Origin of the sequence: Winogradskyella sp. (assembly GCF_013213835.1) — a bacterium.
In the GTDB taxonomy this organism is placed as follows: domain Bacteria; phylum Bacteroidota; class Bacteroidia; order Flavobacteriales; family Flavobacteriaceae; genus Winogradskyella.
Genome location: NZ_JABSSU010000015.1, coordinates 21149 through 47500 on the forward strand (window position 1 = coordinate 21149; position 26352 = coordinate 47500).

General features: G+C 32.0%; 27 protein-coding genes (1 of these 27 running past the window's edge). 14 read left to right on the plus strand and 13 right to left on the minus strand.

Annotated elements, in window-relative coordinates:
- Positions 1-63: 63 nt before the first annotated feature.
- From rplI to rpsF, 3 genes are read right to left on the minus strand one after another with little or no spacing between them, the layout of a single operon-like run.
- A complete protein-coding gene (rplI, locus tag HRU50_RS15585) occupies positions 64-513 on the minus strand; it encodes a 50S ribosomal protein L9 (RefSeq protein ID WP_296352173.1) in 450 nt (149 codons plus the stop codon).
- Positions 514-525: 12 nt separating this feature from the next.
- Positions 526-825, minus strand: coding sequence for a 30S ribosomal protein S18 (gene rpsR, locus HRU50_RS15590; protein WP_296352224.1), 300 nt, complete (start codon positions 823-825; stop codon positions 526-528).
- Positions 825-1163, minus strand: a complete 339-nt coding sequence (rpsF, locus tag HRU50_RS15595; RefSeq protein WP_296352175.1) for a 30S ribosomal protein S6 — start codon at positions 1161-1163, stop codon at positions 825-827. The genes rpsR and rpsF overlap by 1 nt, the downstream gene beginning before the upstream one ends.
- Positions 1164-1365: 202 nt before the next feature.
- Here rpsF and HRU50_RS15600 point away from each other — a divergent pair, with 202 nt between their 5' ends.
- Positions 1366-2061 (plus strand): LytTR family DNA-binding domain-containing protein, encoded by a 696-nt coding sequence (locus HRU50_RS15600; protein ID WP_076620930.1) that lies wholly within the window; start codon positions 1366-1368, stop codon positions 2059-2061.
- 60 nt (positions 2062-2121) lie between these two features.
- Here the strand turns inward: HRU50_RS15600 and priA are convergent, their stop codons facing one another.
- From priA to nadC, 4 genes are all read right to left on the minus strand, one after another.
- Complete coding sequence (priA, locus tag HRU50_RS15605) at positions 2122-4575, minus strand: primosomal protein N' (RefSeq protein ID WP_296352226.1); 2454 nt, start codon at positions 4573-4575, stop codon at positions 2122-2124.
- A 70-nt stretch (positions 4576-4645) separates the two neighbouring features.
- The gene (locus HRU50_RS15610) at positions 4646-5068 is read right to left on the minus strand and encodes a DUF2147 domain-containing protein (protein WP_296352179.1); all 423 of its coding nucleotides are present in this window, start codon (positions 5066-5068) and stop codon (positions 4646-4648) included.
- A gap of 2 nt (positions 5069-5070) precedes the next feature.
- Positions 5071-6015, minus strand: coding sequence for a YihY/virulence factor BrkB family protein (locus HRU50_RS15615; RefSeq protein WP_296352181.1), 945 nt, complete (start codon positions 6013-6015; stop codon positions 5071-5073).
- Between the two features lie 86 nt (positions 6016-6101).
- Positions 6102-6959 (minus strand): carboxylating nicotinate-nucleotide diphosphorylase, encoded by an 858-nt coding sequence (gene nadC / locus HRU50_RS15620; RefSeq protein ID WP_296352183.1) that lies wholly within the window; start codon positions 6957-6959, stop codon positions 6102-6104.
- A 25-nt stretch (positions 6960-6984) separates the two neighbouring features.
- On the opposite strand from nadC, the gene HRU50_RS15625 reads away from it, so the two are divergent.
- The 3 genes from HRU50_RS15625 (at position 6985) to rlmH (ending at position 9070) form a co-directional block, all read left to right on the plus strand.
- Complete coding sequence (locus HRU50_RS15625) at positions 6985-7881, plus strand: hypothetical protein (protein ID WP_296352185.1); 897 nt, start codon at positions 6985-6987, stop codon at positions 7879-7881.
- A 100-nt stretch (positions 7882-7981) separates the two neighbouring features.
- Complete coding sequence (locus HRU50_RS15630) at positions 7982-8581, plus strand: hypothetical protein (RefSeq protein WP_296352187.1); 600 nt, start codon at positions 7982-7984, stop codon at positions 8579-8581.
- A 15-nt stretch (positions 8582-8596) separates the two neighbouring features.
- Positions 8597-9070, plus strand: a complete 474-nt coding sequence (rlmH, locus tag HRU50_RS15635) for a 23S rRNA (pseudouridine(1915)-N(3))-methyltransferase RlmH (protein ID WP_296352188.1) — start codon at positions 8597-8599, stop codon at positions 9068-9070.
- Positions 9071-9096: 26 nt separating this feature from the next.
- Here rlmH and raiA read toward each other — a convergent pair whose 3' ends face one another.
- Positions 9097-9396 carry a ribosome-associated translation inhibitor RaiA gene (gene raiA, locus HRU50_RS15640; RefSeq protein WP_296352190.1) on the minus strand — a complete coding sequence of 100 codons (300 nt, stop codon included), beginning with the start codon at positions 9394-9396 and terminating at the stop codon, positions 9097-9099.
- Between the two features lie 99 nt (positions 9397-9495).
- Positions 9496-11310, minus strand: a complete 1815-nt coding sequence (locus HRU50_RS15645; protein WP_296352192.1) for a glycoside hydrolase family 2 TIM barrel-domain containing protein — start codon at positions 11308-11310, stop codon at positions 9496-9498.
- Between the two features lie 48 nt (positions 11311-11358).
- Between HRU50_RS15645 and HRU50_RS15650 the strand changes: the two genes are divergently transcribed.
- The 10 genes from HRU50_RS15650 (at position 11359) to HRU50_RS15695 (ending at position 22381) form a co-directional block, all read left to right on the plus strand.
- Positions 11359-11934 carry a non-canonical purine NTP diphosphatase gene (locus HRU50_RS15650; protein ID WP_296352195.1) on the plus strand — a complete coding sequence of 192 codons (576 nt, stop codon included), beginning with the start codon at positions 11359-11361 and terminating at the stop codon, positions 11932-11934.
- 115 nt (positions 11935-12049) lie between these two features.
- Entirely contained in the window at positions 12050-12727 is a 678-nt protein-coding gene (gene trmD / locus HRU50_RS15655; protein WP_296352197.1) for a tRNA (guanosine(37)-N1)-methyltransferase TrmD, read from the plus strand.
- A 175-nt stretch (positions 12728-12902) separates the two neighbouring features.
- On the plus strand, positions 12903-13253 hold the full coding sequence (gene rplS, locus HRU50_RS15660; RefSeq protein WP_296352199.1) for a 50S ribosomal protein L19: 351 nt from the start codon (positions 12903-12905) through the stop codon (positions 13251-13253).
- A gap of 828 nt (positions 13254-14081) precedes the next feature.
- Positions 14082-14657: a pentapeptide repeat-containing protein gene (locus tag HRU50_RS15665; protein WP_296352201.1), complete on the plus strand. Its 576-nt coding sequence runs from the start codon at positions 14082-14084 to the stop codon at positions 14655-14657.
- A 120-nt stretch (positions 14658-14777) separates the two neighbouring features.
- Complete coding sequence (locus HRU50_RS15670; RefSeq protein ID WP_296352203.1) at positions 14778-16997, plus strand: NADP-dependent isocitrate dehydrogenase; 2220 nt, start codon at positions 14778-14780, stop codon at positions 16995-16997.
- Positions 16998-17036: 39 nt separating this feature from the next.
- Complete coding sequence (locus tag HRU50_RS15675) at positions 17037-17978, plus strand: threonine/serine dehydratase (protein WP_296352204.1); 942 nt, start codon at positions 17037-17039, stop codon at positions 17976-17978.
- Between the two features lie 62 nt (positions 17979-18040).
- On the plus strand, positions 18041-20404 hold the full coding sequence (locus HRU50_RS15680; RefSeq protein ID WP_296352228.1) for a TonB-dependent receptor: 2364 nt from the start codon (positions 18041-18043) through the stop codon (positions 20402-20404).
- A gap of 3 nt (positions 20405-20407) precedes the next feature.
- The gene (locus tag HRU50_RS15685) at positions 20408-21220 is read left to right on the plus strand and encodes a DUF4249 domain-containing protein (RefSeq protein ID WP_296352208.1); all 813 of its coding nucleotides are present in this window, start codon (positions 20408-20410) and stop codon (positions 21218-21220) included.
- A gap of 125 nt (positions 21221-21345) precedes the next feature.
- A complete protein-coding gene (gene murQ / locus HRU50_RS15690) occupies positions 21346-22158 on the plus strand; it encodes an N-acetylmuramic acid 6-phosphate etherase (protein ID WP_296352210.1) in 813 nt (270 codons plus the stop codon).
- Positions 22145-22381: a DUF6095 family protein gene (locus HRU50_RS15695; RefSeq protein WP_296352214.1), complete on the plus strand. Its 237-nt coding sequence runs from the start codon at positions 22145-22147 to the stop codon at positions 22379-22381. Before murQ ends, HRU50_RS15695 begins: the two co-directional genes overlap by 14 nt.
- Positions 22382-22397: 16 nt before the next feature.
- On the opposite strand, the gene HRU50_RS15700 is transcribed toward HRU50_RS15695, so the two are convergent.
- The 4 genes in view from HRU50_RS15700 to HRU50_RS15715 are tightly spaced (at most 57 nt apart) and all read right to left on the minus strand, a layout consistent with a single transcriptional unit that may run on beyond the window.
- Positions 22398-23474, minus strand: coding sequence for a serine hydrolase (locus HRU50_RS15700; protein ID WP_296352216.1), 1077 nt, complete (start codon positions 23472-23474; stop codon positions 22398-22400).
- 57 nt (positions 23475-23531) lie between these two features.
- Positions 23532-24806: a POTRA domain-containing protein gene (locus HRU50_RS15705; protein ID WP_296352218.1), complete on the minus strand. Its 1275-nt coding sequence runs from the start codon at positions 24804-24806 to the stop codon at positions 23532-23534.
- A 9-nt stretch (positions 24807-24815) separates the two neighbouring features.
- Positions 24816-25688 carry a hypothetical protein gene (locus tag HRU50_RS15710; RefSeq protein ID WP_296352220.1) on the minus strand — a complete coding sequence of 291 codons (873 nt, stop codon included), beginning with the start codon at positions 25686-25688 and terminating at the stop codon, positions 24816-24818.
- A 14-nt stretch (positions 25689-25702) separates the two neighbouring features.
- Positions 25703-26352, minus strand: the 3' portion of a protein-coding gene (locus HRU50_RS15715; protein ID WP_296352222.1) for a DUF547 domain-containing protein. Its footprint extends 64 nt past the window's final position; the window shows 650 of its 714 coding nt (coding positions 65-714); its start codon lies beyond the right edge, outside the window — the gene reads right to left on this strand; its stop codon occupies positions 25703-25705.

A 26352-nucleotide genomic window follows, 5' to 3' on the forward strand; every position in this document is an offset into this window, starting at 1 on the left:
TTAGTTTCAATAAAAAAACCGCTTAGAGAACTAAACGGTTTTTAAATTTATAGTTTTTAAGAATTATTTCTCAGCTACTACTTCAAAAGGTAAGTCTACAGTAACTTCTCTGTGTAATCTTACAACAGCATTGTACTTACCTAATCGCTTTACATTACCACCAATTACATTGATGAATTTCTTATCAATTTCTTGACCTTCTTTTTGTAAAGCTGCAGATAAATCAATATTGTTTACTGATCCAAATAATTTGTCTCCTGTACCAACTTTAGATGCAATCTTAATTTCTAAACCAGCTAACACATCCGCAACAGCTTTTGCTTCGTCAACAATCTTCTTCTCTTTAAAAGCACGTTGCTTTAAAGTTTCTGCTAACATTTTCTTTGCTGAAGGAGTTGCCATGATAGCGTGTCCTTGAGGAATTAAAAAGTTTCTACCATAACCGTTCTTTACTGTTACAATATCGTCTTTAAATCCTAAATTTTCAACGTCTTGTTTTAATATAAGTTCCATTGTTATGATATTTTACTTTAATAAATCAGCAACATATGGCATTAAAGCTAAATGTCTAGCTCTTTTTACAGCCACAGATACTTTTCTTTGATATTTTAATGAAGTTCCTGTTAAACGTCTTGGTAATAATTTACCTTGCTCGTTCACAAAGTTTAATAAGTAGTCAGCATCTTTGTAATCTACATACTTAATACCAGACTTTTTGAAACGACAGTACTTCTTAGTTTTTGTAGTTTCTATGTTAAGCGGAGTTAAATATCTAATTTCTCCGTCTTTTTTTCCTTTTGCTTGTTGTTCTATAGATGACATAATTAAGCTTTTTGTTTGTTTCTTTCTCTTCTCTTCTCAGCCCAAGCAATTGCATGCTTGTCTAATTTTACAGTTAAGTAACGCATAAAACGCTCATCACGTCTAAACTCTAATTCTAAAGTTTCGATTACTTCGCCAGCAACTTGGTACTCAAATAAGTGATAAAAACCACTCTTTTTGTTTTGGATTGGATAAGCTAACTTTTTTAAGCCCCAATCTTCTTTAGCAATCATCTTAGCACCTTTAGAAACAAGAAAATCTTCGTATTTCTTTACTGTTTCCTTTATCTGATCTTCAGATAAAACGGGATTTAAGATGAAAACAGTTTCGTAATTATTCATAATAAATTGTTTTGTTTATTGTTAAAACGGGTGCAAAAATAAGCAATAATTCTAATTCCGGCAACGTTTTTGAATGTAAAATTGCTTATAAAATTTGAAAAAATTACTATGTTAAAATTAACACTTTAACGATAAAATTTGTTTTTTAACCGAAATTATTGTACTATTGTCGATATCTTAACCTAATAAAACATATAATGTTATGACTTTAAACTGTGTAGTTGTTGATGATTCTGCGATCCAACGTCTCTCAATAGTTAAATTAATTGAGAATCATTCGTCTTTAAATCTTATAGCAGAATACAGCAGTGCATTAGAAACTAAAAACGGTCTTAATACGCACAAGGTAGATTTAATCTTTTTAGATATAGAGATGCCAGTATTAAACGGTTTTGAACTTTTAGATGTACTCAACAACAAACCCCAAATTATTTTTGTTACCGGTAAAACCGAATATGCTTTTAAAGCATTTAATTACGACGCTACCGATTATCTTCAAAAGCCAATTACCAAAGAACGTTTCAATACTGCTGTAGAAAAAGCAATTGAACAGCATAAATTAAAATTAGATTTTAACGAAACGGATGGTGAACACATCTTTGTAAAGAGTAACCTTAAAAAACGTAAGGTATACATCAAAGACATTAAGTGGATAGAAGCTTTAGGTGATTACGTAAAAGTTGTAACAGAAGAAAACAGCTTAGTTGTATTATCAACAATGAAAGCTTTTGAAAAAGAATTACCAGAAGGCAAGTTCTTAAGAATTCACAAATCATATATCGTGAACTTGGACAAAATCGATCGCTTCAATAGTAAAAACGTTGAAGTTGGTGCCTACGAAATTCCGTTAAGTAGAAATAAAAAGACGCAATTAGTGGATGCACTTAATAACATGTAACAACACATTATTGTTTAAAAGATAAAGAATCCTAGCAGTTACCTGTTAGGATTTTTTAATTTAATAACTATCTACATTCAAAATAACTCTAACAGACCTAAAGTCTTTAACAGCATTAAAACTGTTATCTATTTTCCTAATCGCTTCTTTAGTTTTTAACAACGATTGATTTGGCGGAATCTTAATTAAGATATTTTTGTTGTACAGATTTCTGATTCTAGAAATTGGCGGAAATTCTGGTCCAAGTACATTAGTCTTAAATACTTGCTTTAGTGATTTTGCATACCAATCTGCGGCAGTATTAACACGATTATAATCTTTATGCTTTAGTGTAATCTTAACCAACCTATAAATTGGCGGATACTTAAAATTATAACGGTCATTCATTTGCTCTGCAAACATATCCTTGTATGCATTTACAGAGACCTGTTGCAAAATATTATGATGTGGATTATACGTTTGAATTAGTACTTTTCCTCTTACATCGGTTCGTCCTGCTCTTCCAGAAACTTGGGCCATTAATTGGTAACTTCGCTCGTGAGCTCTAAAGTCTGGGAAGTTCAAAAGGTTATCAGCATTTAAAATACCAACCAATTTTACATGTCTAAAGTCTAAACCTTTAGTCAGCATTTGGGTTCCGACTAAAACATCTATTTCCTTTTGTTCAAAACGCGTAATTAACTTTTCAAAACCATACTTACCTCTAGTAGTATCTAAATCCATACGAGCTACATTATGGTTTGGAAACAATTCTTTGACTTCTTCCTCTATCTGCTCAGTACCAAAACCTTTTGTATCTAATGTCGGATTTCCACATGCCTCACAGCTTTTTGGCATTGCTGTATGATATCCGCAATAATGACAACGCAATTGATTTTTATATTGATGATAAGTTAGACTAACATCGCAACTTGGGCATTGTGGTGAATGTCCGCAAGTAGTACATTCTATAATTGGTGAATAACCTCTTCTATTCTGAAATAATATAATTTGAAATCCTTCTTCTAAAGTTTCTGTCATTTCCACAATCATTCGGTCAGAGAAATGACCTTTCATGCGCTTTCTTTTGTACTTATCTGCAAGGTCAACCAATTCAATATCTGGCATCAACACATTATTAAATCGGGTATTGAGCTCAACCAAACCGTATTTGCCTTGGCTTGCATTAAAATAACTTTCTAAACTTGGTGTTGCAGAACCTAAAAGTGTTTTAGCACCATGCAAATTTGCTAATACTACAGCCGCATCTCTTGCATGATATCTTGGCGCCGGGTCAAATTGCTTGTAAGATTGCTCGTGTTCTTCATCTACGATGATTAATCCTAAATTCTTAAATGGTAATAATAATGACGAACGCGCGCCAATTATAATTTCAGCTTTTTCAGGATTATGAAGCATGTTATTCCAAACCTCAACACGTTCGTTTCCTGAATATCGACTATGAAACACAGCTACTTTTTCACCAAAATAGTCTTGCAATCTCTGGACCAGTTGGGTCGTTAATGCAATCTCTGGCAACAAGTACAGTACTTGTTTACCTTTCTTTAATTGCTCTTTTATAAGCTGAACATAGATTTCTGTTTTTCCTGAAGAGGTGACACCATGTAATAATGTGACTGATTTGGTTTCAAACTCATTCTTAATACTATCAAAAGCTACTTGCTGAGCTTCAGTTAAAATCTTTACTCTTGAATTTCCTTCACCTTCAAACTGAACTCTATCTGTTTGAATATGGTAATCTTCTAAAATTCCTTTATCTATTAGAGTCTTTATTATTGTTGAAGATGCTTCGCTTTTTTTTACTAGTTCTGATACTTTAACAGGTTCTTTACTAGATGCTGTAAGCGTGAAAAGTGTTAGTAATACTTCGCGTTGCTTGGTAGCTCTTTTATTTAAAACTTCGAGTAAACCTTGTAAACTTTCTTCAGATTTATAATCATTATGAAGCTTAATATAGCGTACCAGCTTAGGTTGGTATTTTTCATAAAGCTCTTCTTGAAGATTAAGTACTCGTTTTTCAACCAAATTATTAATAACTGGTAAAACGCGTTTCTTATCTAAAATAGAAACCACATCTTGTATTTTTAGTGAAGACTGATATTGTAGCGCTTCATAAATTAAAAACTCATCATCTTTTAATGATTGCTCATCAATTTCTGTAGATTCATTTTTAGATATAATGGTTTCACTCTCTAAAATAAACGCATTTGGCATTGCTGCTCGCATTACTTCACCAACACTGCACATATAATAGGATGCAATCCATTTCCAATGGCTTAATTGTTTTGAAGTAATAACTGGTGATTCATCTAATATTTGATGAATTGTTTTTGCCTCGTAAGCTGTTGGTGGAATGTTATGAATCTTATATGCTAAAGCCGTATATATTTTGCTTTTACCAAAAGGTACAGCAACACGCATACCTGTTTTAATAAAATTAGCTTCAGCTTCAGTAATATGATAAGTAAATGCTTTTTGAAGCGGTATTGGTAATATGACGTCTAGGAAGTGAATTACGATTTACAATTTTAGATTGTTGATATTTGAATAGTCCAGTATTTTAGTTTACACTTCTAACTTCTAGCTACTCTACTCGCTTCCAATATTGAGTCTTATAGAAAAATGCAACATAACCTCTAACCCTTAATGTATCTGAATCTTCAGTGAGTTTTAAAGTGCATTTATAGACTTTACCATTTTCTGGATTTGTAATGGTTCCGCCTTCGTACATGTCATCCTCTAACTCTAATCCTTCAATAATTCGCATGCCTAAAATAGGCTGATTCTTTTTATCACCTTTACAGGCATCGCATACAGCATTTGCTCTATCCTTATTAATTATCTCTATTATTTTACCATAAACCTTTCTATCCTTTTCATAAATCTCAATGATTGACTTTGCTTTTCCGGTTTCATCGTCGATAGACTTCCATTTACCGAAAATGCTTTGCGCATTTACACTTGACAAAATACATACAAATAAAAGAGTGGTTAAAATGTTTTTCATAATCATAGATTTATTTTTTTTAATCGTCTTAAGGTGGCATTAAGCTCATAGCCCAACAGCAAAATATTAGCATTTAACCATAAATATAATAACAAGATTAAAAGCGCACCAATTGAACCATATAACTTATTATACTGAGAAAAATTGTCAATATATATACCAAATAAGTATGAAGTTAAGATAATTAATAATGTTGTTAGTAATGCGCCGATTGAAAAAAAACGCGTTAATCGACCTTCCTTTGTTCCAAAATAATATAAAGTTGCAGTAGCTAAGTACACCATCAAAACAAAAAATAAATACTTAAAAAATATAACCCATCCCAAATCATCAGAAGATCCTTCAATGGTTGTTCCGCTTATACTTTCATACAAAGGTGCAATAATATAAATCTGGAAATACCCAAAAACAGCAACTGTCAATAACATTAAAATTGCCAAGATCAGAGCAACACCTAACGCATAGAGATACTGCTGAAAGACATTACGTGTAAGTTGTTCGTGATAAGAATTCTCAAATCCTGAAAATACAGCATTCACACCATTTGCCATAAGTAACATTGACAATAAAAATACAGACGACAACAAACCTGTGCCACTACCGCTGTTGATATTTTCAAAAATATTAGAGAAAAAGAATTCAGAAGTTTGTGGTGGTAAAAAGGAATTTAAGAACAGTTCAAACTCATTTTGAAAATTCTCTATAGGTATGTACGGCATTAAAATAATGACAAACAATAAAAAAGGAAAAATAGCTGTAAAGAAACTAAAAGCAATTGCTCCTGCTCTAGTTGTTAATGTCCCTTTTACAATACCTAACACATATAATTCTAACAAATCATAAACCGATAAACCTTCAAAACCTGGTAACTTAATCTGCTTAAAAAAACGTACAATTAAATTAACTACAGGAATTTTATTTAGCTTTTCTTCTATTGGTTTAGACATTTAGATTTTAGACTTGTTAGACGTATTCGACCCCTTAGACTTGTTAGATATATTAGACCTTTTAGACGGTTAGATATTTAGACTTATTAGATTGCTTTAAGGCTTAAGTCCATATTATAGACTGAATGCGTTAATGCTCCTGAAGAAATATAATCTACTCCACATTCTGCATAATGACGAACCGTGTTTTCGTTTATGCCACCCGAAGATTCCGTAAGACATTGGTTACCAATTAACTCAACTGCTTTGCGCGTATCCTCGTAATTGAAATTATCTATTAGAATTCGATACACTCCACCACAATCTAAAATTTCTTTTATTTCTTCTAGGTTTCTTGCTTCAACAATAATCTTTAAATCTCTATTTGTTTCTTTTAGATATTTCTTGGTTTTATCAATTGCTTTAGATACTCCACCTGCAAAATCAATATGGTTGTCCTTTAACATAATCATATCGTATAATGCAAACCTGTGGTTTTCTCCACCTCCAATTTTAACTGCCCATTTCTCAAGTGCACGTATGCCTGGTGTCGTCTTTCTGGTATCTAATATTTTAGTTCCTGTACCTTCTAATAAGTCAACAAAGGTTTTTGTTTTAGTTGCAATTGCACTCATACGCTGCATGGCATTAAGTACCAAACGCTCAGCTTTTAAAATAGATAAAGACGCACCTTCAACATAAAATGCAATATCACCATACTTAACTTCAGTTCCATCTTCAATTAATGTTTCAACTTTTAGGTCTACATCCACATAAGCAAACACTTGTTTTGCAAATTCAACTCCAGCAAGGATGCCTTCATCTTTTACTAAAAGTTTTGCTTTACCTTGCGTTGAAGCAGGAATACAAGCCAAAGAACTATGATCTCCATCACCAACATCTTCTCTTATGGCATTTGAAATTATGAGTTCTATTTCTTTATCGAATTGTTCTTTTGAAATCATTACATTTATGTTTTAACCACAACCTATGAGAAAAACGTTATGTTTTTTAATTGCTCTATTAGGCAGTTATACTTTTCACTGTCAAAACAAAGATAAACGTAATATCTATCTAAACGAAGAATTTCGAAATATCGACAAAAGTGAATTCAAAAAAAAGAAAAAAAGTTACCTATACCATGAAAGAATTAAAAAGACAGATTCCGGAAAAGTACATTATTTAATCTTATCAGAAGAGTTTGGTACTTTACAAGATTCAACTTTTGAAAATCTTAAGAATAAAATCAACAAAAACTACAACCTAAATTTAAATAAAACATTAGTCATACATTATAGAGACACACTTTACAGCTATAAAGCTCTGAAAAAATATCGAAATCCACATTTTATTTTTAGAATGGTAAATGGAGATACCGTAAATATATCTACAACTCCAGGACTTTTTTTAAAGAATAGGATTGACTTTGATGACTACCAAAAAAAATGCAAAAAGGAATCAATAAGACTCAATATCAATCATCTACATATATACTCTACTAGATTTGAAGATTCACATATTTACGAAAATATGCAATGGAAAAAAATGAATACATATTTGAAAGATACATTTTTTAAATATAGCTCAGGTGTTTTAATAATTAAACCAAATGGACAGTATTACCGATTCAATGAAACAACTGAAGATTGGGTAAAGTCGGTCATAGAATACAAAGAATGGTCAATTCTTATTAATGACTTCGAAACTGCGAGAAGATTATCTCAAAAAAAACGGATAAAACGATTCAAATATAAACAACCGACAAGAGCAAGACGTAAACCTATTCAAATAACACCAGATATGACCAAAAAGCAAATAAAAAAGACATTTGAACAGCATAGTTTAAATCAACCAACTACTAACTCTTGTTATAGTTCTGACTATTAGATTTAATGAAACGCAGAACACTAGACAAAATCACAAGATGTTTTTACCAACAACCCATTTAAAGTTATAAATTTAACCCTGATTCTAACTAAATCTAAATATGAAAGACATTAATTTCCCTATAAATCTAGTATTTAATATTGGCACAATTGCCAATGACTTTTCTGCTACTGATGCCAATAACAAAACGATAGCTTATGTAAAGCAAAAGTTATTTAAGCTCAAAGAAGATGTATTAGTTTACAGTGATGAAAACAAATCTCAAATTAACTATACCATCAAAGCAGATAGATGGATAGATTTTTCTGCAGCTTACAGTATTAAGGACGAAAGAACCAAGAAAGAATTAGGTAAAATTGCTCGTAAAGGATGGCGATCTCTTTGGAAAGCCGAATATGACATTATTGACCAACATCAAAAACCACAGTATAAGATTAAAGAAAAGAGCGCACTGACACGTTTGTTAGATAGTCTTTTTGGTGAAATTCCGATTCTTAGTTTCTTCACAGGTTATTTATTTAACCCAACATATCTTGTAACCGACAATTATAACAACGTGATTGTTGAAATGAAAAAAGAGCCTTCATTTTTTGGTCGTAAATTTTCCATTACCAAGAATAGAGACATCGATCAAGATGATCAAGAACGTGTTATTTTAAGTTTAATGATGATGGTTCTTTTAGAAAGACGTCGAGGTTAATAGGCCTATTCAAATATGAATATAAAACTCATCACCATTGGAAAAACGGATAATAAAAACCTTCAATCTCTTATTGAAGATTATGTAAAGCGACTAAGTCACTACATAAAATTTGAGTTTGATATTGTACCAGACATAAAGAACACAAAGCACCTTTCAGAATCTCAACAAAAAGAAAAGGAAGGCGATTTATTATTATCTAAAACTCAAAATTCTGATGTTTTAATTCTATTGGACGAAAACGGAAAACAAACAGATTCTGTTGCTTTTGCTAAATATTTGCAAAAACACATGAATTCTGGTATAAAAACTTTAGTATTTGTTATTGGTGGTCCTTACGGGTTTTCTGATGCCTTATACAAAAGAGCTAATGGAAAATTGAGTTTGTCTAAAATGACATTTTCGCATCAAATGGTTCGGCTATTTTTTATTGAACAATTATATAGAGGGTTTACAATTTTAAAGAACGAACCCTATCATCACAGATAAAATTGTAAACCCTTTAATCTATACTTTTAATGTACTTTATAAATTTGCTTACGTTTTTTTAGCTGACGTGTTAAATCATTAATAGTCTCATTGACTGCCATTTCATATGTAGCTTCATTTGAAGTGGCGAAAATTCTTGGTCCAGGAAGACTTAGTTCTATATTACAAATCTTACCTGTATCATGATGATTGTCATCATGCTTAATGTAAACTTGTGCAGAGATTAAAAATTCAAATTTATTTGCCAATTTATCTAGTTTTTCTTCAATGAAAGTTGATAGCGCTTCACTTACATCTGTATTTACATATTGAAAATTTACAGTCATAGTTCTAATCGATTTAAGTTAATATTTCCTATTTCTAAGATACAAAAATTATATGCTTTAATACCTGATTGATATCATAAATTTAGCTTATAATATGTATTACTCAAACACGACTTCGTCAATATAAATTTTATGTTTTGTGCCTCTTCCACCTGAAAAAATCGTTAATCCAGAGCGAATACAACTCATATCTAACCGTTTCGTCTTGATAGTATATTTGGTCCATTCATTGGTTAATTTTATTTCTACAGATTTCTTAGAACTATCTGGGAATTTTTTATCCTTATCAATTAGCCCAAAACCTATTGTTGCAAAAACATTATATGCATCTGTTTTTGCCCAAAAACTAAAGGTCTTGGCCTGACTGATATCATAACCACCAAGTATATCACCCCAATCATTTGCAGGATCAACAAAAGCAATACCATACCAACTGTGTATTGCATTATAATCTATCTCTATGCACGAATCACCTGAATATTTTTCTTCTTTATGATTATGGTTCACGTTCATATCCTTATAGTTTCCCATATATGCAGATGGGAAATAAGGCATATCTTCTCCATCTTTATACACATAAAACGGTAATTCTACTTTTGGGACTTTAAACCTGCGTTTAGCTTCGTCGGCATCCTGTACATTAATTGTATTGGTATCAATACCGAGATTATTAAAAGTATCACGTACTAAACAATACACCTTTATCGGTCCGTTTTCTTTTGGTAACTCTATCTCAAAGCCATCTTTAAGATTACCTCTATAGTTTAAAGGTAAAATAGCATTTCTACGTCGCCTGCTTCCTTCGCGCTGATTATAACTAAAACTTATATCTAAATCTTCATTTTCAAGATCTGAGACCTCTAATTCTACAGGAATCCAAGTACCACTTTTATAGGTTTCTTGAGGTAGATTAAAAGCATCTACTTTCGGGACATTATTATTGGGTTTATTGCCTGTATAAGCTTCTCTAATTGCCCAATATTGCGGTCTGTACTTACCATTAAAATGCGTCATTAACCAAGTTCCACCAAAATCAGTTCCGTTACTATAATGAAACACAAAAGCACCTAAATTTGATGGTTTATTAGCTATCCATTCTTTATAACCAGTAGCTATTGCGTCATACTTTTCATTGTCCTTTGGATCTAACTTTACACCGTTTTTTTGTGCTGTAATATCCCATTCACCGGTAACACCAAATTCGGTGATGATATATGGTTTATCAATGCTACGTTTGTCTAATTCTTCTTGTAAAAAGTTTGCGCCAATGCCGTAACTGTTTAATCCATAAATATCCAATGAGGGCACATATGTTTCCCACCAATCAAGACCAAAAGTCCAAGCTTCAACCGAAGTAATAGGATGATTTTCATCCAGCGATTTTATCTTACTACAGATACGTTCCAATAATTTTGAATAGGCCAACTTCTCGTCATCTGTGGCCATATTTAGATACACTTCATTACCAATTCCCCAAGTTAAAACCGCCGGATGATCTTTATAAGTTTCTACCACTTTAATAGCACTATCAAACATGGCTTCCATGCCTTTTGTATCTTTTAAATAATCAAAATGGTCATCGTCTTCCATACCAGGTCTTCCATGTCTCATCCATATACCAACCATAACTTTTATACCATTGGCGTCAGCAGCATCTAACAATGCTCTTGTATTTTCACCTGTAGCCCATGTTCTAATGGCATTGACACCTAAGAATCTTAAATCTTTAAAATAGGCATCATAATTATCAACATCATTATCGTAGCCAAAGGTGGCACCTTTAATTTCAAAAGGTTTGCCATCTACTAATAATGACCATTGTCCATCTGTTTTTTGCGTTGTCACCTGAGCATTTACTGATAAACCAAGAAATAGTAAAATAATTAAAAGTCGCATGGCGTGGTTTTTTCTCAAATTTAATCTTTTAGATATTATTACTTTTGAAGTTTAACACCTATTTATATGAAAATCGTCTTTGCTACCAACAATAAAAACAAACTAAAAGAAGTACAAAGCTTAGTACCTCTCAACATTAAACTTTTAAGTTTAGAAGATATTAATTGTACTGTAGACATTCCTGAAACACAAGCTACGATTGAAGGTAATGCCATCCAAAAAGCAGAATACGTCAAAAATAATTATGGCTTTGACTGCTTTGCTGACGATACAGGTTTAGAGGTTAATGCTTTAAATGGCGAACCTGGTGTCTTTTCGGCACGTTATGCTGGCCCACAGCGCAATGCTCAAGATAATATGAATAAGCTACTGCGAGAATTAGCCGATAAGAATTCTAGAAAAGCACAGTTTAAAACAGTCATTGCATTACATCTTAATGGTAAGCTAGAAACTTTCACAGGCATTTGTAAAGGTGAAATTACATTAGAAAAATATGGAGATAAAGGTTTTGGTTACGACCCAATTTTTAAACCAGATGGTTACAATGAAACTTTTGCCGAAATGGATTTAGATTTGAAAAATAAAATAGGTCATCGTGGAAAAGCAGTTCTAGAGTTAATAAATCGTCTAAATAATTTATAAGATTCTTATTTACAAAGGAATTTGTCATCAGGGAAAAGCAGTACAATTACTCATCAGATTTATAAACAATCATTCGCTGCAATAAATTATCTTTGCAAACCAGAAAAGCACAATTATGCGCATTGACATCATTACTGTATTACCAGAACTTTTAAAAAGTCCGTTTGAAGCTTCAATCTTAAAACGTGCAATTGATGCAGATTTGGTAGAAGTTCACTTTCATAATTTAAGAGACTACACAACCGATAATTATAAATCTATCGACGATTATCAATTTGGTGGTGGCGCAGGTATGGTTATGATGATAGAACCTATAGATAAGTGTATTTCTGGACTTCAGGCAGAACGCGATTACGACGAGATTATTTATATGACACCAGATGGCGAACGTCTCAATCAAAGTATTGCCAATCAGGTTTCGTTAAAAGAAAACATTATTATTCTTTGTGGTCATTATAAAGGTGTAGACCAACGCGTAAGAGATAAATTCATAACTAGAGAAATATCAATTGGGGATTATGTGCTTTCTGGTGGCGAACTTGGTGCAGCAGTGTTGTGCGATGCAGTAATTAGATTAATTCCAGGTGTATTAGGCAACGAAACTTCCGCATTAACAGATTCGTTTCAAGACAATTTATTGGCACCACCAATTTACACCAGACCACGAGACTATAAAGGCATGAAAGTTCCTGAAGTTTTATTTAGTGGTAATTTTGGCGAAATTGAAAAATGGCGCGAGGAACAAGCCTATAAAAGAACACAAGAAAGACGACCAGACCTTTTGGAGGAATAATACTTAGTAATAAGTGTTTAGTGTAAAGTATAAAGTCTCTGCTTACTAAAGCTAAAACTTTTAACTTATTACTTTCTACTTCTAACTTTTTAATTATCTTTGCAGCCAATTTTAGATTAACCTCTGGCGAGAATCGTGAATGTTGATTTGAAACAACTATTAAAAAAAAGAAAAAATGAATTCTTTAGTAAAATTTGTACAAGACGAATTTGTTACCAAAAATGACATTCCAGAATTTAGTGCTGGTGATACTATTACAGTATACTACGAGATTAAAGAAGGAAACAAAACACGTACACAGTTCTTTAAAGGTGTAGTATTACAACGTAAAGGTTCTGGTGCATCAGAAACTTTTACAATCCGTAAAATGTCTGGTACTGTTGGTGTAGAGCGTATTTTCCCAATTAACTTACCAGCTTTACAAAAGATTGAAGTTAATAAGCGTGGTAAAGTACGTAGAGCGAGAATCTTCTACTTTAGAGGTCTTACTGGTAAAAAAGCAAGAATTAAAGAAGTTAGAAAATAATCTAACGCACATAACATTACAAAGCCTTCGAATATCGAAGGCTTTTTTCGTTATTAACATTTGTTAATAAGTGCGGTTTATAAACAGTTGATAATAAAACTCTTAAAATATTTGGAATATTGTAATTATAATCTAAATTAGCTGAAGATTTAACAAAGAAAGTAATTTAAGTTTAAGTTATATTCAGTTATTTAGTTAAGTCTTTATGAAGTAACGTTCTTTATATTTTGAGATAGTTTTTTGAGGTTAGTGAGCGGCTTGTGTAGACAAGTATTGCGTAGTTAGCCAAGATATTTTAAAGCACTTGGTTGTAGAGCATCAAGTATTGAAGATTAATTAAAGTAAACGAAGTATTGTTGTTAAGATCAAAAGAGCAATCGATTGATGTTAAAGCTATATTAACTCGAACAAATTTTACTTAAAATTAAAAATGATGTTCAATAAAGCAATTGAGGAAGTTTTAGAATTGAAAGCTTGAAAAAGTAGTTTGATCGCAAGTGAAAACGAAAATATAGAGCAATGTTTTTGAACGTACTTGACACGAAAGTGGATAGTAAAGAATAAAACATCAAGAAAAACATGATCTCATTAGAAACAAAGTAGTGACGAGTAAATACATTTTGAAAGTTGTGAAATGTTTCACTGAAACTGGAAACCTTGAACCGAAAAGGATGATGGTAATTACCATGCAGCTGAGTTAGTGAAAGCTAAATAGGTCACGTTAGTACGGTTTTAATTGAAAGCCATGTCAAAGTAGTAGTACTACAGTGATATGGCTTTTTTTATTATTCTAAATTTCAGACTTAAAAATAACTCTATATTTATCTCATGAATTTACCACTTATAGATAACGAAGAGTTTAAAAACAAAGACTTTACAAACAACAAATTACCAACCGCAGAATACAACGAATGTCAATTCATCAATTGTAATTTTGAAGCTTCCGATGTATCTAACAATTCATTTCTTGAGTGTGAGTTCATTAATTGTAACATCAGTAATGGAACAGTTAAACACACCATTTTTAATGACGTTTATTTCTCAGATTGTAAACTAGTAGGTATTCAGTTCTATCATTGTAATGATTTTCTTCTCGATTTTAAATTCAGTAATTGTATACTTAATTACAGTTCATTTTATCGGCTCAAGGTTAACAATACAAAATTTGCAGATTGTAAATTGCAACATGTAGACTTTACAGAAACTTCTGCAAATAATGTCATCTTTGATAACTGTGACTTGAAAGATGCTATTTTTGATCAAACTTCACTTCAAAAAACTCAATTTGAAACAGCTTTTAATATTTCCATCAATCCAACAATAAATAATTTAAAAGGTGCTGTTTTCTCTAGAGAAAACTGCTTTGGGTTACTCGATTCTTTTCATGTAAAAATAAAATCTTAAAAAGCTCAGAGAAAGTATCTGTTTTCAGCAAAATTTATCACTTAGAAACCCTTTCGTTTTTGTATATTTGGCGGAATTAATTTTGACCTAATTAGCACAATCAATAATATTTTAAAACCTATGAACAAAACTGCTAAGATTGTTTATACAAAAACTGACGAAGCACCTGCTTTAGCAACGCGCTCATTTCTGCCAATAGTAAAAGCTTTTACCAAATCTTCAGGTATAAAAATTGAGACTAAAGACATCTCTCTAGCATCTAGAATATTAGCTGTTTTCCCAGATTTTTTAACCGATAATCAAAAAGTAAATGATGCTTTAAGCGAGCTTGGTGCATTAGCAAAATTACCAGAAGCTAACATCATTAAGTTACCAAATATTAGTGCTTCTATTCCTCAGTTAACAGATGCTATAGAAGAATTACAGTCTAAAGGTTACAATCTTCCAGATTATCCAGAAGATCCGCAAACAGACGCAGAAAAAGAGATTAAATCTCGCTATGATAAAATAAAAGGTAGTGCTGTAAATCCTGTACTTAGAGAAGGAAATTCAGACCGTAGAGCACCAAAAGCAGTAAAGAACTACTCAAAGAAAAATCCACATAGTATGGGCGCTTGGACATCAGATTCTAAGACACATATAGCTACTATGTCTCATGGCGACTTTGCGCACAACGAAAAATCTGTCACAGTAGATAATGCTACTTCTGTAAAGATTGTTCATACAGATGCTAATGGTAATGCTACGATATTAAAAGATGGATTAAATCTTCTTGACGGTGAAATTATTGATGCTACAGTAATGAGTAAAAAAGCATTATTACATTTCTTAGAAGCCGAAATTAAAGATGCTAAAGACCAAGATATTTTAATGTCGCTTCACATGAAAGCTACAATGATGAAGGTTTCTGACCCAATCATTTTTGGTCATGCTGTAAAAACATATTTCAAATCTGTATTTGAAAAGCACGGTACAACTTTAGAAGAAATCGGTGTTGACGTTAATAATGGTTTTGGTAATTTATTAGAAAACTTAGAAGAGTTACCAGCTGACAAGCGTCAAGAGATTGAAGCTGATATTAAAACCGCTTTAGAGAACGGACCGGACTTAGCAATGGTAAATTCTGATAAAGGCATTACTAACCTTCACGTACCAAGTGATGTTATTATTGATGCTTCTATGCCTGCAATGATTAGAACTTCTGGTCAGATGTGGAATGCTGAAGGTAAGCAACAAGATACTAAAGCGATTATTCCAGATAGTAGTTATTCTGGTGTATATATTGCAACTATAGATTTCTGTAAAAAACATGGTGCTTTTGACCCAACTACAATGGGTACAGTTCCTAATGTTGGTTTAATGGCTCAGAAAGCTGAAGAATATGGTTCTCACGATAAAACTTTTGAAATTTCAGCAGATGGAAAAGTAGAAGTTATTGATGCTGAAGGTAAAGTATTAACTTCCCATGATGTTGAAACTGGTGATATCTGGCGAATGTGCCAAGTTAAAGATGCACCTGTACAAGATTGGATTAAGCTTGCGGTAACAAGAGCAAGAGCATCTCAAACACCAGTAGTTTTCTGGTTAGACGAGAATAGAGCCCACGATGCTGAGTTAATCAAAAAAGTAAATACTTATTTACCAAACCATGATACTGAAGGTTTAGACATTAGAATCTTATCACCAATTGAAGCGACTAACTTTACACTTGAAAGAGTAAAAGCTGGTGAAGATACAATCTCAGTAACTGGTAACGTTTTAAGAGATTACTTAACAGACCTTTTCCCAATTTTAGAACTAGGTACAAGTGCAAAAATGTTATCTATTGTACCATTAATGAATGGTGGTGGATTATTTGAAACTGGTGCTGGTGGTTCTGCACCTAAGCACGTTCAACAGTTTGTAACAGAGAATCACTTACGTTGGGATTCTTTAGGTGAATTCTTAGCATTAGCAGTGTCTTTGGACCATTATGCTGAAGTTAATGATAACAAAAAAGCAAGTGTACTTGGTGAAGCTTTAGATGAAGCAACTGAGAAATTACTTCAGAATAAAAAAGGACCTTCTAGAAAAGTGAATGAGCTTGACAATCGCGGAAGTCATTTCTATTTGGCGATGTATTGGGCAGAAGCTTTAGCAAATCAAGATAAAGATGACGCTTTAAAAGAAGAGTTTACGTCTATTGCTGTAAGCTTAAAAGCCAATGAAGAAAAGATAGTAAACGAACTTAACGATATACAAGGTAATGCTGTTGATATAGATGGTTATTACTATCCAAGTGAAACACTAACAAGCACTGCAATGCGACCTAGTGAAACACTAAATAATATTTTAAATTAAAATTTAAGGCCGTATTTATTACGGTCTTTCTTTTGCCTTATGACAAAGCAAAACCTAAATGATTGTTACCAAAGAATAGCACCTTATATTCACAAAACACCAGTATTAACTTCTAGTCTGGTTAATGAATTAGTTGGTGCAGAAGTATTCTTTAAGTGTGAAAACTTTCAAAAAACAGGTGCTTATAAAATGCGCGGTGCGACTAATGCGATTATGCAATTGTCAGATGAACAAAGAGTAAAAGGCGTAGTAACACATTCTTCGGGTAACTTTGCTCAAGCGTTGTCAAAAGCAGCTCAAAGTTTAGGTGTTAAGGCAACAATTGTAATGCCTTCAAACTCACCAATAGCTAAAAAAGAAGGTGTAAAAACTTATGGTGGTAACATCATAGAATGCGAACCTACGATTGAAGCTCGTCAGTCAACAGCAGATAAAATTGTAGAAGAAACTGGTGGAACTTTTATTCATCCTTCAAACGACTTAGATGTCATTTTAGGTCAAGGCACAGCTTGCTATGAATTGCTTCAAGATTATCCAAATTTAGATGTAGTCGCTTGTCCTGTTGGTGGTGGTGGACTCATTGCTGGTTCTGCACTTGCTGTGCATCATTTCTCTGATAATACTATAGTTATTGGTGGCGAACCTTTTGAGGCAGATGATGCATATAGGTCTTTAATAAGTGGTAAAATTGAAAGTAACACTACCACGAATACAATCGCAGACGGATTAAGAACACAATTAGGTCATCACAACTTTCCGATTATAAAGGATAATGTCAATGAAATTATACGTGTTACTGAAGAAGACATTATCGAAGCTATGCGATTTATATGGGAACGCATGAAAATAATTATTGAACCTTCTAGCGCTGTAACTTTTGCCGCAATTCTCAGAGAAAAAAATAAATTTAAAGGCAAAAAAATTGGTGTTATAATTTCTGGTGGAAATGTAGATGTCACCAATCTTCCTTTTAATATATAATTAACTTTTAGCGTGCTAATGCTGAGACTCTTGTTTCTTAATTTAGCATGATGAAAAATTTAATGCTAAAAGTCCTACTCTTACTTTTTTTGAGCACTAACGCTTTTTTAGCACAAGAAAAAGTAACGCTAAGTGGAACTATTTCAGATGCGAGCAGTAATGAAACCCTCATTGGAGTTAATATTATACTGCCAGATCTCCAAACTGGTACTATGACCAATGAATATGGCTTCTACTCTATTACATTACCAAAAGGCACTTACAAAATACAGATTAGCTATTTAGGATTCCAATCTATAGTTGAAACTATTAACCTTAATAGTGACCAAACAAAAAACTTTAAACTTAATGAAGCTGCCGAAAGCCTTGATGAAGTCATCATTAAACAGGATGTAGAAAAACTAAACATTAAGAAACCTCAGATGAGTGTTAATGCACTTTCAATTAATACCATCAAACAAATGCCGGTTGTTTTAGGCGAAGTTGATGTTATTAAATCCATAACGCTTCTACCAGGTGTTACAAATGCAGGTGAAGGTTCTTCAGGTTTTAATGTCAGAGGTGGCGCAGCTGACCAAAATCTCATCTTGTTAGATGAAGCCACAATATTTAACTCGTCTCATTTATTTGGGTTCTTTTCGGTTTTTAATCCGGATGCTATAAAAGATATTAAACTATATAAAGGTGGAATTCCTGCAAAATATGGTGGTCGTGTATCTTCGGTTTTAGACATATATCAAAAAGAAGGTAACAGCAGTAGCTTTCATATGAATGGTGGCATTGGATTAATCTCTAGTCGATTATTAGCAGAAGGTCCTATTAAAAAAGACAAAGGTTCTTTTTTGTTTGGGGGACGCAGCAGTTATGCACACTTGTTTTTACCTCTTTTTGATTTAGATAATGAAGCCTATTTCTATGACCTAAACACAAAATTAAGTTATAGAATAAATGACAAAAATAGCATATTCTTATCTGGATATTTTGGTAGAGATGTGTTTACCATCCAAGATAGTTTTGCAAATACTTATGGTAATTCGGTTGTTAATTTTCGTTGGAATCATTTGTTTTCGGATAAATTATTTTCAAATCTTTCCCTAATATACTCTGACTATTACTATGGACTTGATTTAAATTTTGTTGGTTTTGAATGGGAATCTGGAATCAGAAACTTCAATTTAAAATATGATTTTAAGCATTATATAAGCAATAACTTCAAACTTGAATATGGTTTAAATAGTATCTACTACAAATTCAATCCTGGTGAAATAAACCCTAATACACCAGATTCTGGCATTAACCCGTTTAAACTTATAGATAAATATGCATTTGAAAATGCAGTCTATATAGATGCCGAACATAAACTTAGTGATAGGCTATCCTTAAGTTATGGGGCAAGGTTCAGTACATTTCATAGATTAGGTCAAAATGAACAAAATATTTATGCAAATAATAATCCTGTCATTTTTGATGAAGATACTGGCACTTACTTAAAGGCAGAACCTATTGGTACGGAAACTTTTGATAGAAGTGATGTCATCGCCTCATTTGAAAACATAGAACCGCGATTTGCATTGGCATATCAATTAAATGACGACTCATCAATAAAGGCTAGTTATAACAGAATGAGTCAATATTTACACTTATTATCTAACACAAACTCACCTACACCACTAGATGTTTGGACGCCAAGTGGAGAATTTGTAAAACCCCAATTATTAGATCAGGTGGCGATAGGATACTTTAGAACATTTAAGGACAATAGATATTCATTAGAAGTTGAAAGTTTTTATAAAACTATTCAAAATAGAATAGATTATATAGACGGTGCAAATCTTATAGCTAACAATGCTATAGAACAGGTGATTCTCAACGGAGAAGCAAGAGCGTATGGTCTTGAAGTGTTATTACGAAAAAACGAAGGAAAACTAAAAGGTTGGTTGGCATATACATTATCTAAATCTGAACAAAGAACACCTGGAAGAAATTCTTTGGAATCAGGAATTAACAACGGAGAATGGTACAGCACACCATTTGATAAAACACATGATATATCACTAACTGCAAGTTACGAACTCAGCAAAAAATGGTCATTTAGCAGTAATTTCTTATTTCAAACCGGGTTACCTGTTACATTTCCTAATGCGCAATATGAATATAACGGCATTATTGTCCCAAGCTTTGAGGCAAGAAACTCTAGCAGATTACCTTCATACCATAGATTAGATTTAGCGGTTAATTACAGACCTAAACCAAATAGTACTAAAAAGTTTAAAAGTGAGTGGGTATTTGGTATATACAATGTTTATAATAGAAGAAATGCAGCAAGTATATCATTCAGAGAAAATAGAATGTCAGGACGTAACGAAGCTGTGCGTTTGGCAATTTTCGGTGCTGTACCTTCGGTTTCATATAATTTTAAATTTTAAATCATGAAAAAGATAATATATATATTCTGTCTTATATTTTGCTTTAGCTGCGAAGACGTTATTGATGTAGATTTAAATGAAACTGAACCAAGATTAGTTATTGAAGCTTCCATTAACTGGTTTAAAGGAACATCAGGTAATGAGCAGTCCATTAAATTAAGTCTTACTGCGCCATTTTTTGATAATGCAGTGCCACCAGCAACAGGTGCAGAAGTTCAGATACAGGATTCTAATAATAACATATATGTATTTGCAGAGTTTAACGATTCAGGCATATACAGCAATAATAATTTCATTCCTGTAATTGATGAAACCTATACACTTACCATAAATTACAATAACGAAATTTACAATGCCACAGAGACATTAAAATCCGTGGTTCCTATAGATTTTGTAGAACAAAATGACGAAGGAGGTTTTTCAGGTGAGGAAATTGAGTTAAAGGCCTATTATACTGACCCAGTAAATATCGAAAATTACTATTTCTTTGAATTTATTAGTGATATCCCTGTAATTCCTACATTAGAAGTTTATGAAGATAGATTTACTGATGGAAACCAAATATTTGGTTTTTATACTGAAGAAGATTTAGAACCGGGAATTGAGGTAACTATAAGAAATTATGGCGTTTCAAAACGATTTTACGAATACATGTTTCTTTTATTACAACAAGGTAGTCAAGATAATGGCGGACCATTTGAAACACAACCAGCAACTGTGAGAGGTAATTGCATTAACACTACCAATCCAGATAATTTTCCATTTGGTTATTTTAGACTTTCTGAAGTGGATCAAGTATTTTATACGATAGAATAATTTCTGTAGCGTTACTACAATTAAGGTCGTGTCATTGCCTTTATCTTTAAAACTAAGGCTATAAAATATGCGGTTTCTACCGCTAACGAAAGCTATATAGAAGATATATTTGTTACCTTTAACCCATGGATTTTATCAAAACTACAGAGCAAGATTCAAATTATAATAATCTCGAAAGAATGTCAATTTCAGAGGTTATCACTAACATTAATAACGAAGACAAAACCGTTCCATTAGCAGTAGAAAAATCATTACCTCAAATAGAATTACTAATAGAACAAGTAGTTAAGAAACTAAAGAACGGTGGGCGACTTTTTTATATTGGTGCTGGTACTAGCGGACGTTTAGGAATACTTGATGCATCTGAATGCCCACCAACTTTTGGTGTTTCTCATGACCTTGTCATTGGTCTAATTGCTGGTGGTGACAAAGCTATTAGAAAAGCGGTTGAGAATGCTGAAGATTCAATAACTCAAGGTTGGGAAGATTTATTAGAATATCAAATTTCAGAAAAAGATGTAGTGGTTGGTATAGCAGCTTCTGGAACTACACCATATGTTGTAAATACACTAAAGAAATGTGATCAAAACAATATAATTACAGGATGTATTACTTGTAATCTGAACAGTCCTTTAAGTCTTACTGCTAAATTTCCAATAGAAGTTATTGTAGGTCCTGAGTTTTTGACTGGTAGTTCACGCATGAAAGCAGGAACAGCTCAAAAACTAGTACTTAATATGATAACCACAACAACCATGATACATTTAGGTAAAGTCAAAGGAAATAAAATGGTTGATATGCAGTTGAGTAATAACAAACTTGTGGACAGAGGTGAAAAAATGATAATGAATGAACTAAATATTTCAAAAGAAGAAGCCTCTAAACTACTCAAAACATATAAAAACGTTAGAGAAAGTATTAAACATGGACGAAAATAATAGAACTGATAAAGAACTTCTAAAAAAGGGACTTCAACAATTAGGTATTACTGTTCTGTTAATGTTTGCAGGTCCATCTTTATTTAGAATAGCAATGCTAAATCAAGAAAAAAACCTTTATATCCCTATTTTAATAGTTTCAATCTTGATTATTTTGTTAGCCATAGTTATGTTCTTTATTGCTCTTAGGACTATTGTGAATAGTTTTTTTGACAAGAGTTAGTCTATAATAACCTTAATCACTTATCAACTACAGCATCTATAATTTTATTAAATCGCTTTTGTTGCTTAGGATCTGAACAGTTCATCAAAATTACTATAACCGTTTTTTGCCGAGGATACACATAAAACAGACCATAACCTCCTAAACCACTTCCAAAATGACCAAAATAAGGTCTATTCTTATGATCAAAACTTGTTTGAAATCCTATACCATAATACGTTTTAGAATTGTCATTAAGTGTTTGAGAGGTTATAAATTCATTAAAAATTGTTGCATCTATTTTTCTATAATTCAATAAAGCCTTTCCAAAATTTGCAATATCCTCTGATGTAGATAAGTAACCACCACCAGCTAGCTTAAAGTAATTGTGAACTTCTTCCACCTCATGGAATTTACGTCTAAGTTTTGGTTTAGAATAGAAAATTGCCTTACCCTCTATATATTCATTTTTATCTGCAATAGTCTGTTTTAAACTAAGAGGATTAAGGACATTTTTCTTCATAAAATCTTCGAAAGAAGTCTTAACTGCATTCTCAATTGCCATAGAAATTAAGTTCCAGCCATAACTGGTATAAGCATAGTCAGTTCTAGGTTCAAAAAGTAAAGAATCTGATTTAAAAAACTCCAAACCTTCTCTAATAGACAAATTTTCAGAATTTTTAAATTCGTTACCTTTATAACTGCGAATGCCAGACAAATGTCCTCCTAAATCTCTTATTGTAAAATCGTATTTTTTTTGAGGGAAATTAGGCAAATAAGCAAATGCTGTAGTATCTAGATTTATATAATTCTGCTCAACAGCTTTAGCTAAACCATAAGCTGATAAACTTTTAGAAATACTAGCGATCCTAAAGAGTGTCTCTCGAGAATTTATTAATACTTTATTCTCTAAATCGGCATAGCCATAACCTTTTGAAAACATGAGTGAATCATTCCGAATCACAGATATAGATAAACCTGGAACCTTTTTCCTCTTTATTAATTTTCTTGCTTGCCTTTCTATCTTCTTAGTATTGATTGTAAATTCTTGACCACTTACAATCTGAAAAACTAATAATGTTGAAAATAAAACGATTCTAAAACCTTTACCCATAAAATAATTTTATACTATTTGATATTATAATCTTTATTAGGTCTATTAAAACAATTCTTAAAAGTACTGGCCAATTCCAAATACGATACCATTACTTGAATTTTCAGTAATTCCAAATCCGTAATCAATTCTTAAGGTGGCATTATATATTCTTTTATTTATAAATCTAAGTCCGAAACCTGGATAAACTCTTAAGTTTTGAGACCTTACAAAATCATTAAATTCACCACCTGGATTCCTCCATGTACCAGAATCAACAAATACATTTGATTGCAATACAAACCATTTCTTTTCAATTAATGAATGTCTATACTCAGTATTTAGCACAATTACACCTGTACCTCTATCAATTAAATTCCCAACACCTCTAATATTTAAATTGTTATCTAGTGAAAACGGGGCAAATGGGCTATCATTGTTTGTAGATAATCCCAGCCGCAATCTATTTGCCCAATTACCTTTATCGCCAATTCTCTTATAAAAGAAAAAATCATTCCAAGCAATTAAAAAATTTGGTTGTAAGTTATTCTCAGCCTCTACAGACTGCACATAAAGCAAACTTCTAAATCCTGAAACATATTGATAATGATATTCTAACCCATCAAAATCATACACCAATTTATATAGCGTTTTATTGATATCAAGATTTCTTGGAACATTCTCTGGCACTTCCCCATTCAAGTACTCAAATTTCTCCGTAAAAAAATTGATACCTAAATGTAATTTGTGCTTCCTATTGAATTCAACTATAGCTAAGGCCTCGATGGAAATATTGTTATATAAATAGTTTGCACTTGTATTTTCAAAATAAAGAGGTTCCTCACTTTTCCAGTTTTGATGGTTTACAGCTAATCCTAAGTGCTTGCTCAACAAATAAGGTGCTCTAAAATTTATTGAATAAGTATCGTACCCATTGTTTTGATAAAACCCACCAAATGCAATTCCCCTTCCTAAAAAATTAAAATCACTTAGGCCTAATCTATATGCAAATTGATCATTAACTGCTGTCCACAAATTAACATTGGGAATTAACGTAAAATTCTCTTCTATATTGAAAAAAACATTGTGTTTGTTTTCGTGTGAATAAAAAACCTGGTAAGACGCATGAGAGACTAAAGGTAATCGCTTTAGTCTCTCAATATCATTATTAATAATTGTACTGTCTAAAACAGCATTTGGTTTTGTATTTAATATCTTTCTAATGAATGAAACTTTGGTTCTTTTTAATCCTCTAATTTCAATACTAGCAACTTCATTTTGTTGTGCATTTGAAACTAAGGAAATAAATAGTAGAATTAAAGCGTATTTCAGTTTCAATTGTTTTTTTTTCAAATATAAAATTTAAAACAGTGCTCTAAGCCCAATATTAAAAGTTTGTCCTAAACCTGTATCATTTCCTCTTACAAAATTTGAATAAAGTAACTCTATATTTAATTCATCTGACAATTGATACTTTGCCCCAGTACCTAAAATTGTAGCATCTTGTTCAAATCCTTCCGTTTCGAATGAAATTAACTGTAAATGTTGAACAAATCCAAGCACAGTGAATTTAGGAGATGGAAAATAACTTAAAAAAGCACCCGGTATGAATCTTAAACTATTGCTCGCAAAGCTAGTCTCTTCTTTAAAACTATATTCTGAATTTAATTCAGTAAATAACTGCCAGTCTCCATCAGAAAAACTATAATCATAAAAAAATCTATTTTGGAATATATAGCCGTTTTGATCTAAAAACACATTATCTTCAGTTTCATTATCTACCAAAGGAATATGAAATGCTGATTGAATAGTAAAATTTCCAATACTTTTAATGGGATTAAACTTAATTGCTGGAGCAAAGGATGTTAAGCCAGAACGCGCACTTCCACTTTCACCATCAAAAGAAAAAACATCCAAGGCATCTCTTCCACCGATAACATTAGATCTAAATTCTAACAATAATCCCACATTTAAACTACGACTTTCACTCAAACCTGTAAAAACATCCACAGTAGAAGTAAAAAACGTATTTCTTGCTATGTCACTTTCGTTTCCCCCAAATGTTGCTCTTGTTTCTGTATATAAATTATTAAACCACTTTATATCCCATTGTCCCTTCTTTAATAATATTGAAGGTGTATATTCTTGAATAATACTTCTATTTGATTCTTTTTCTTGCCCAAATGCCATAATACTAAAAGCCAAGACGCATAATAAAGTTAATTTCTTTTTCATTTTGATTTAATTTGTTAGTCTTTTTTTATGTTTAATTTCCAATTGTATGAATAATAACTCAATTTAAATTTTGATGAAACCGGTTCCTTCAAATACTTATTGATAAAATCTATTTCTGTTCCATTCATTACAAAATCTTTTTTATACCATTTAAATATTTCTGAAACTTCAATCCTTTTTTTCTTTCTATTAATCTTAATAAACTCAGAATTATTCACTGCCTTAGTAGTTTGTGCTTCTAGTTGTTGATCAATAGTATTTGGCATATACGCTTCATTAAGTAATACAGGGCACCCTATCGCGCCACAAACAAGAACAAAATGAAATCTAGGATCATTATATTTATCACGTAATAATTTATTTTCGATATCATTTAGAGCTATTTTCTTTCGACCAACCTGATAAGTAATTGTATCAAAGAAACCATTTACATCTAATGGTGAGTTAATTTTGAGATTATTGGTTATGCCTTTTATTACACAAAGATTATAAATATTAATCCAGAAGGCTTTATACTGATTATCATTTATATTTTCTAAAACTAAGTCATTTGATAATGCTATAATTTTATCTAATGTTTTTATATCTTTCTTAATACTATGATAATCTACTTTACCGTCTTTTACATTTTTGGATAAAAAATCATTGGTTTGGGTAAAAAAAC

What these genes read in the sequence shown, in the direction of transcription:
- murQ (WP_296352210.1), top strand. Translation starts at nt 21,346, where the DNA reads ATGGATTTTATCAAAACTACAGAGCAAGATTCAAATTATAATAATCTC.
- HRU50_RS15670 (WP_296352203.1), top strand. Translation starts at nt 14,778, where the DNA reads ATGAACAAAACTGCTAAGATTGTTTATACAAAAACTGACGAAGCACCT.
- HRU50_RS15665 (WP_296352201.1), top strand. Translation starts at nt 14,082, where the DNA reads ATGAATTTACCACTTATAGATAACGAAGAGTTTAAAAACAAAGACTTT.
- HRU50_RS15710 (WP_296352220.1), bottom strand. Translation starts at nt 25,688, where the DNA reads ATGAAAAAGAAATTAACTTTATTATGCGTCTTGGCTTTTAGTATTATG.
- rplS (WP_296352199.1), top strand. Translation starts at nt 12,903, where the DNA reads ATGAATTCTTTAGTAAAATTTGTACAAGACGAATTTGTTACCAAAAAT.
- raiA (WP_296352190.1), bottom strand. Translation starts at nt 9,396, where the DNA reads ATGACTGTAAATTTTCAATATGTAAATACAGATGTAAGTGAAGCGCTA.
- rlmH (WP_296352188.1), top strand. Translation starts at nt 8,597, where the DNA reads ATGAATATAAAACTCATCACCATTGGAAAAACGGATAATAAAAACCTT.
- rpsF (WP_296352175.1), bottom strand. Translation starts at nt 1,163, where the DNA reads ATGAATAATTACGAAACTGTTTTCATCTTAAATCCCGTTTTATCTGAA.
- HRU50_RS15630 (WP_296352187.1), top strand. Translation starts at nt 7,982, where the DNA reads ATGAAAGACATTAATTTCCCTATAAATCTAGTATTTAATATTGGCACA.
- HRU50_RS15675 (WP_296352204.1), top strand. Translation starts at nt 17,037, where the DNA reads ATGACAAAGCAAAACCTAAATGATTGTTACCAAAGAATAGCACCTTAT.
- HRU50_RS15615 (WP_296352181.1), bottom strand. Translation starts at nt 6,015, where the DNA reads ATGTCTAAACCAATAGAAGAAAAGCTAAATAAAATTCCTGTAGTTAAT.
- HRU50_RS15680 (WP_296352228.1), top strand. Translation starts at nt 18,041, where the DNA reads ATGCTAAAAGTCCTACTCTTACTTTTTTTGAGCACTAACGCTTTTTTA.
- nadC (WP_296352183.1), bottom strand. Translation starts at nt 6,959, where the DNA reads ATGATTTCAAAAGAACAATTCGATAAAGAAATAGAACTCATAATTTCA.
- rplI (WP_296352173.1), bottom strand. Translation starts at nt 513, where the DNA reads ATGGAACTTATATTAAAACAAGACGTTGAAAATTTAGGATTTAAAGAC.
- HRU50_RS15625 (WP_296352185.1), top strand. Translation starts at nt 6,985, where the DNA reads ATGAGAAAAACGTTATGTTTTTTAATTGCTCTATTAGGCAGTTATACT.
- HRU50_RS15600 (WP_076620930.1), top strand. Translation starts at nt 1,366, where the DNA reads ATGACTTTAAACTGTGTAGTTGTTGATGATTCTGCGATCCAACGTCTC.
- HRU50_RS15650 (WP_296352195.1), top strand. Translation starts at nt 11,359, where the DNA reads ATGAAAATCGTCTTTGCTACCAACAATAAAAACAAACTAAAAGAAGTA.
- HRU50_RS15685 (WP_296352208.1), top strand. Translation starts at nt 20,408, where the DNA reads ATGAAAAAGATAATATATATATTCTGTCTTATATTTTGCTTTAGCTGC.
- HRU50_RS15610 (WP_296352179.1), bottom strand. Translation starts at nt 5,068, where the DNA reads ATGAAAAACATTTTAACCACTCTTTTATTTGTATGTATTTTGTCAAGT.
- HRU50_RS15700 (WP_296352216.1), bottom strand. Translation starts at nt 23,474, where the DNA reads ATGGGTAAAGGTTTTAGAATCGTTTTATTTTCAACATTATTAGTTTTT.
- HRU50_RS15695 (WP_296352214.1), top strand. Translation starts at nt 22,145, where the DNA reads ATGGACGAAAATAATAGAACTGATAAAGAACTTCTAAAAAAGGGACTT.
- trmD (WP_296352197.1), top strand. Translation starts at nt 12,050, where the DNA reads ATGCGCATTGACATCATTACTGTATTACCAGAACTTTTAAAAAGTCCG.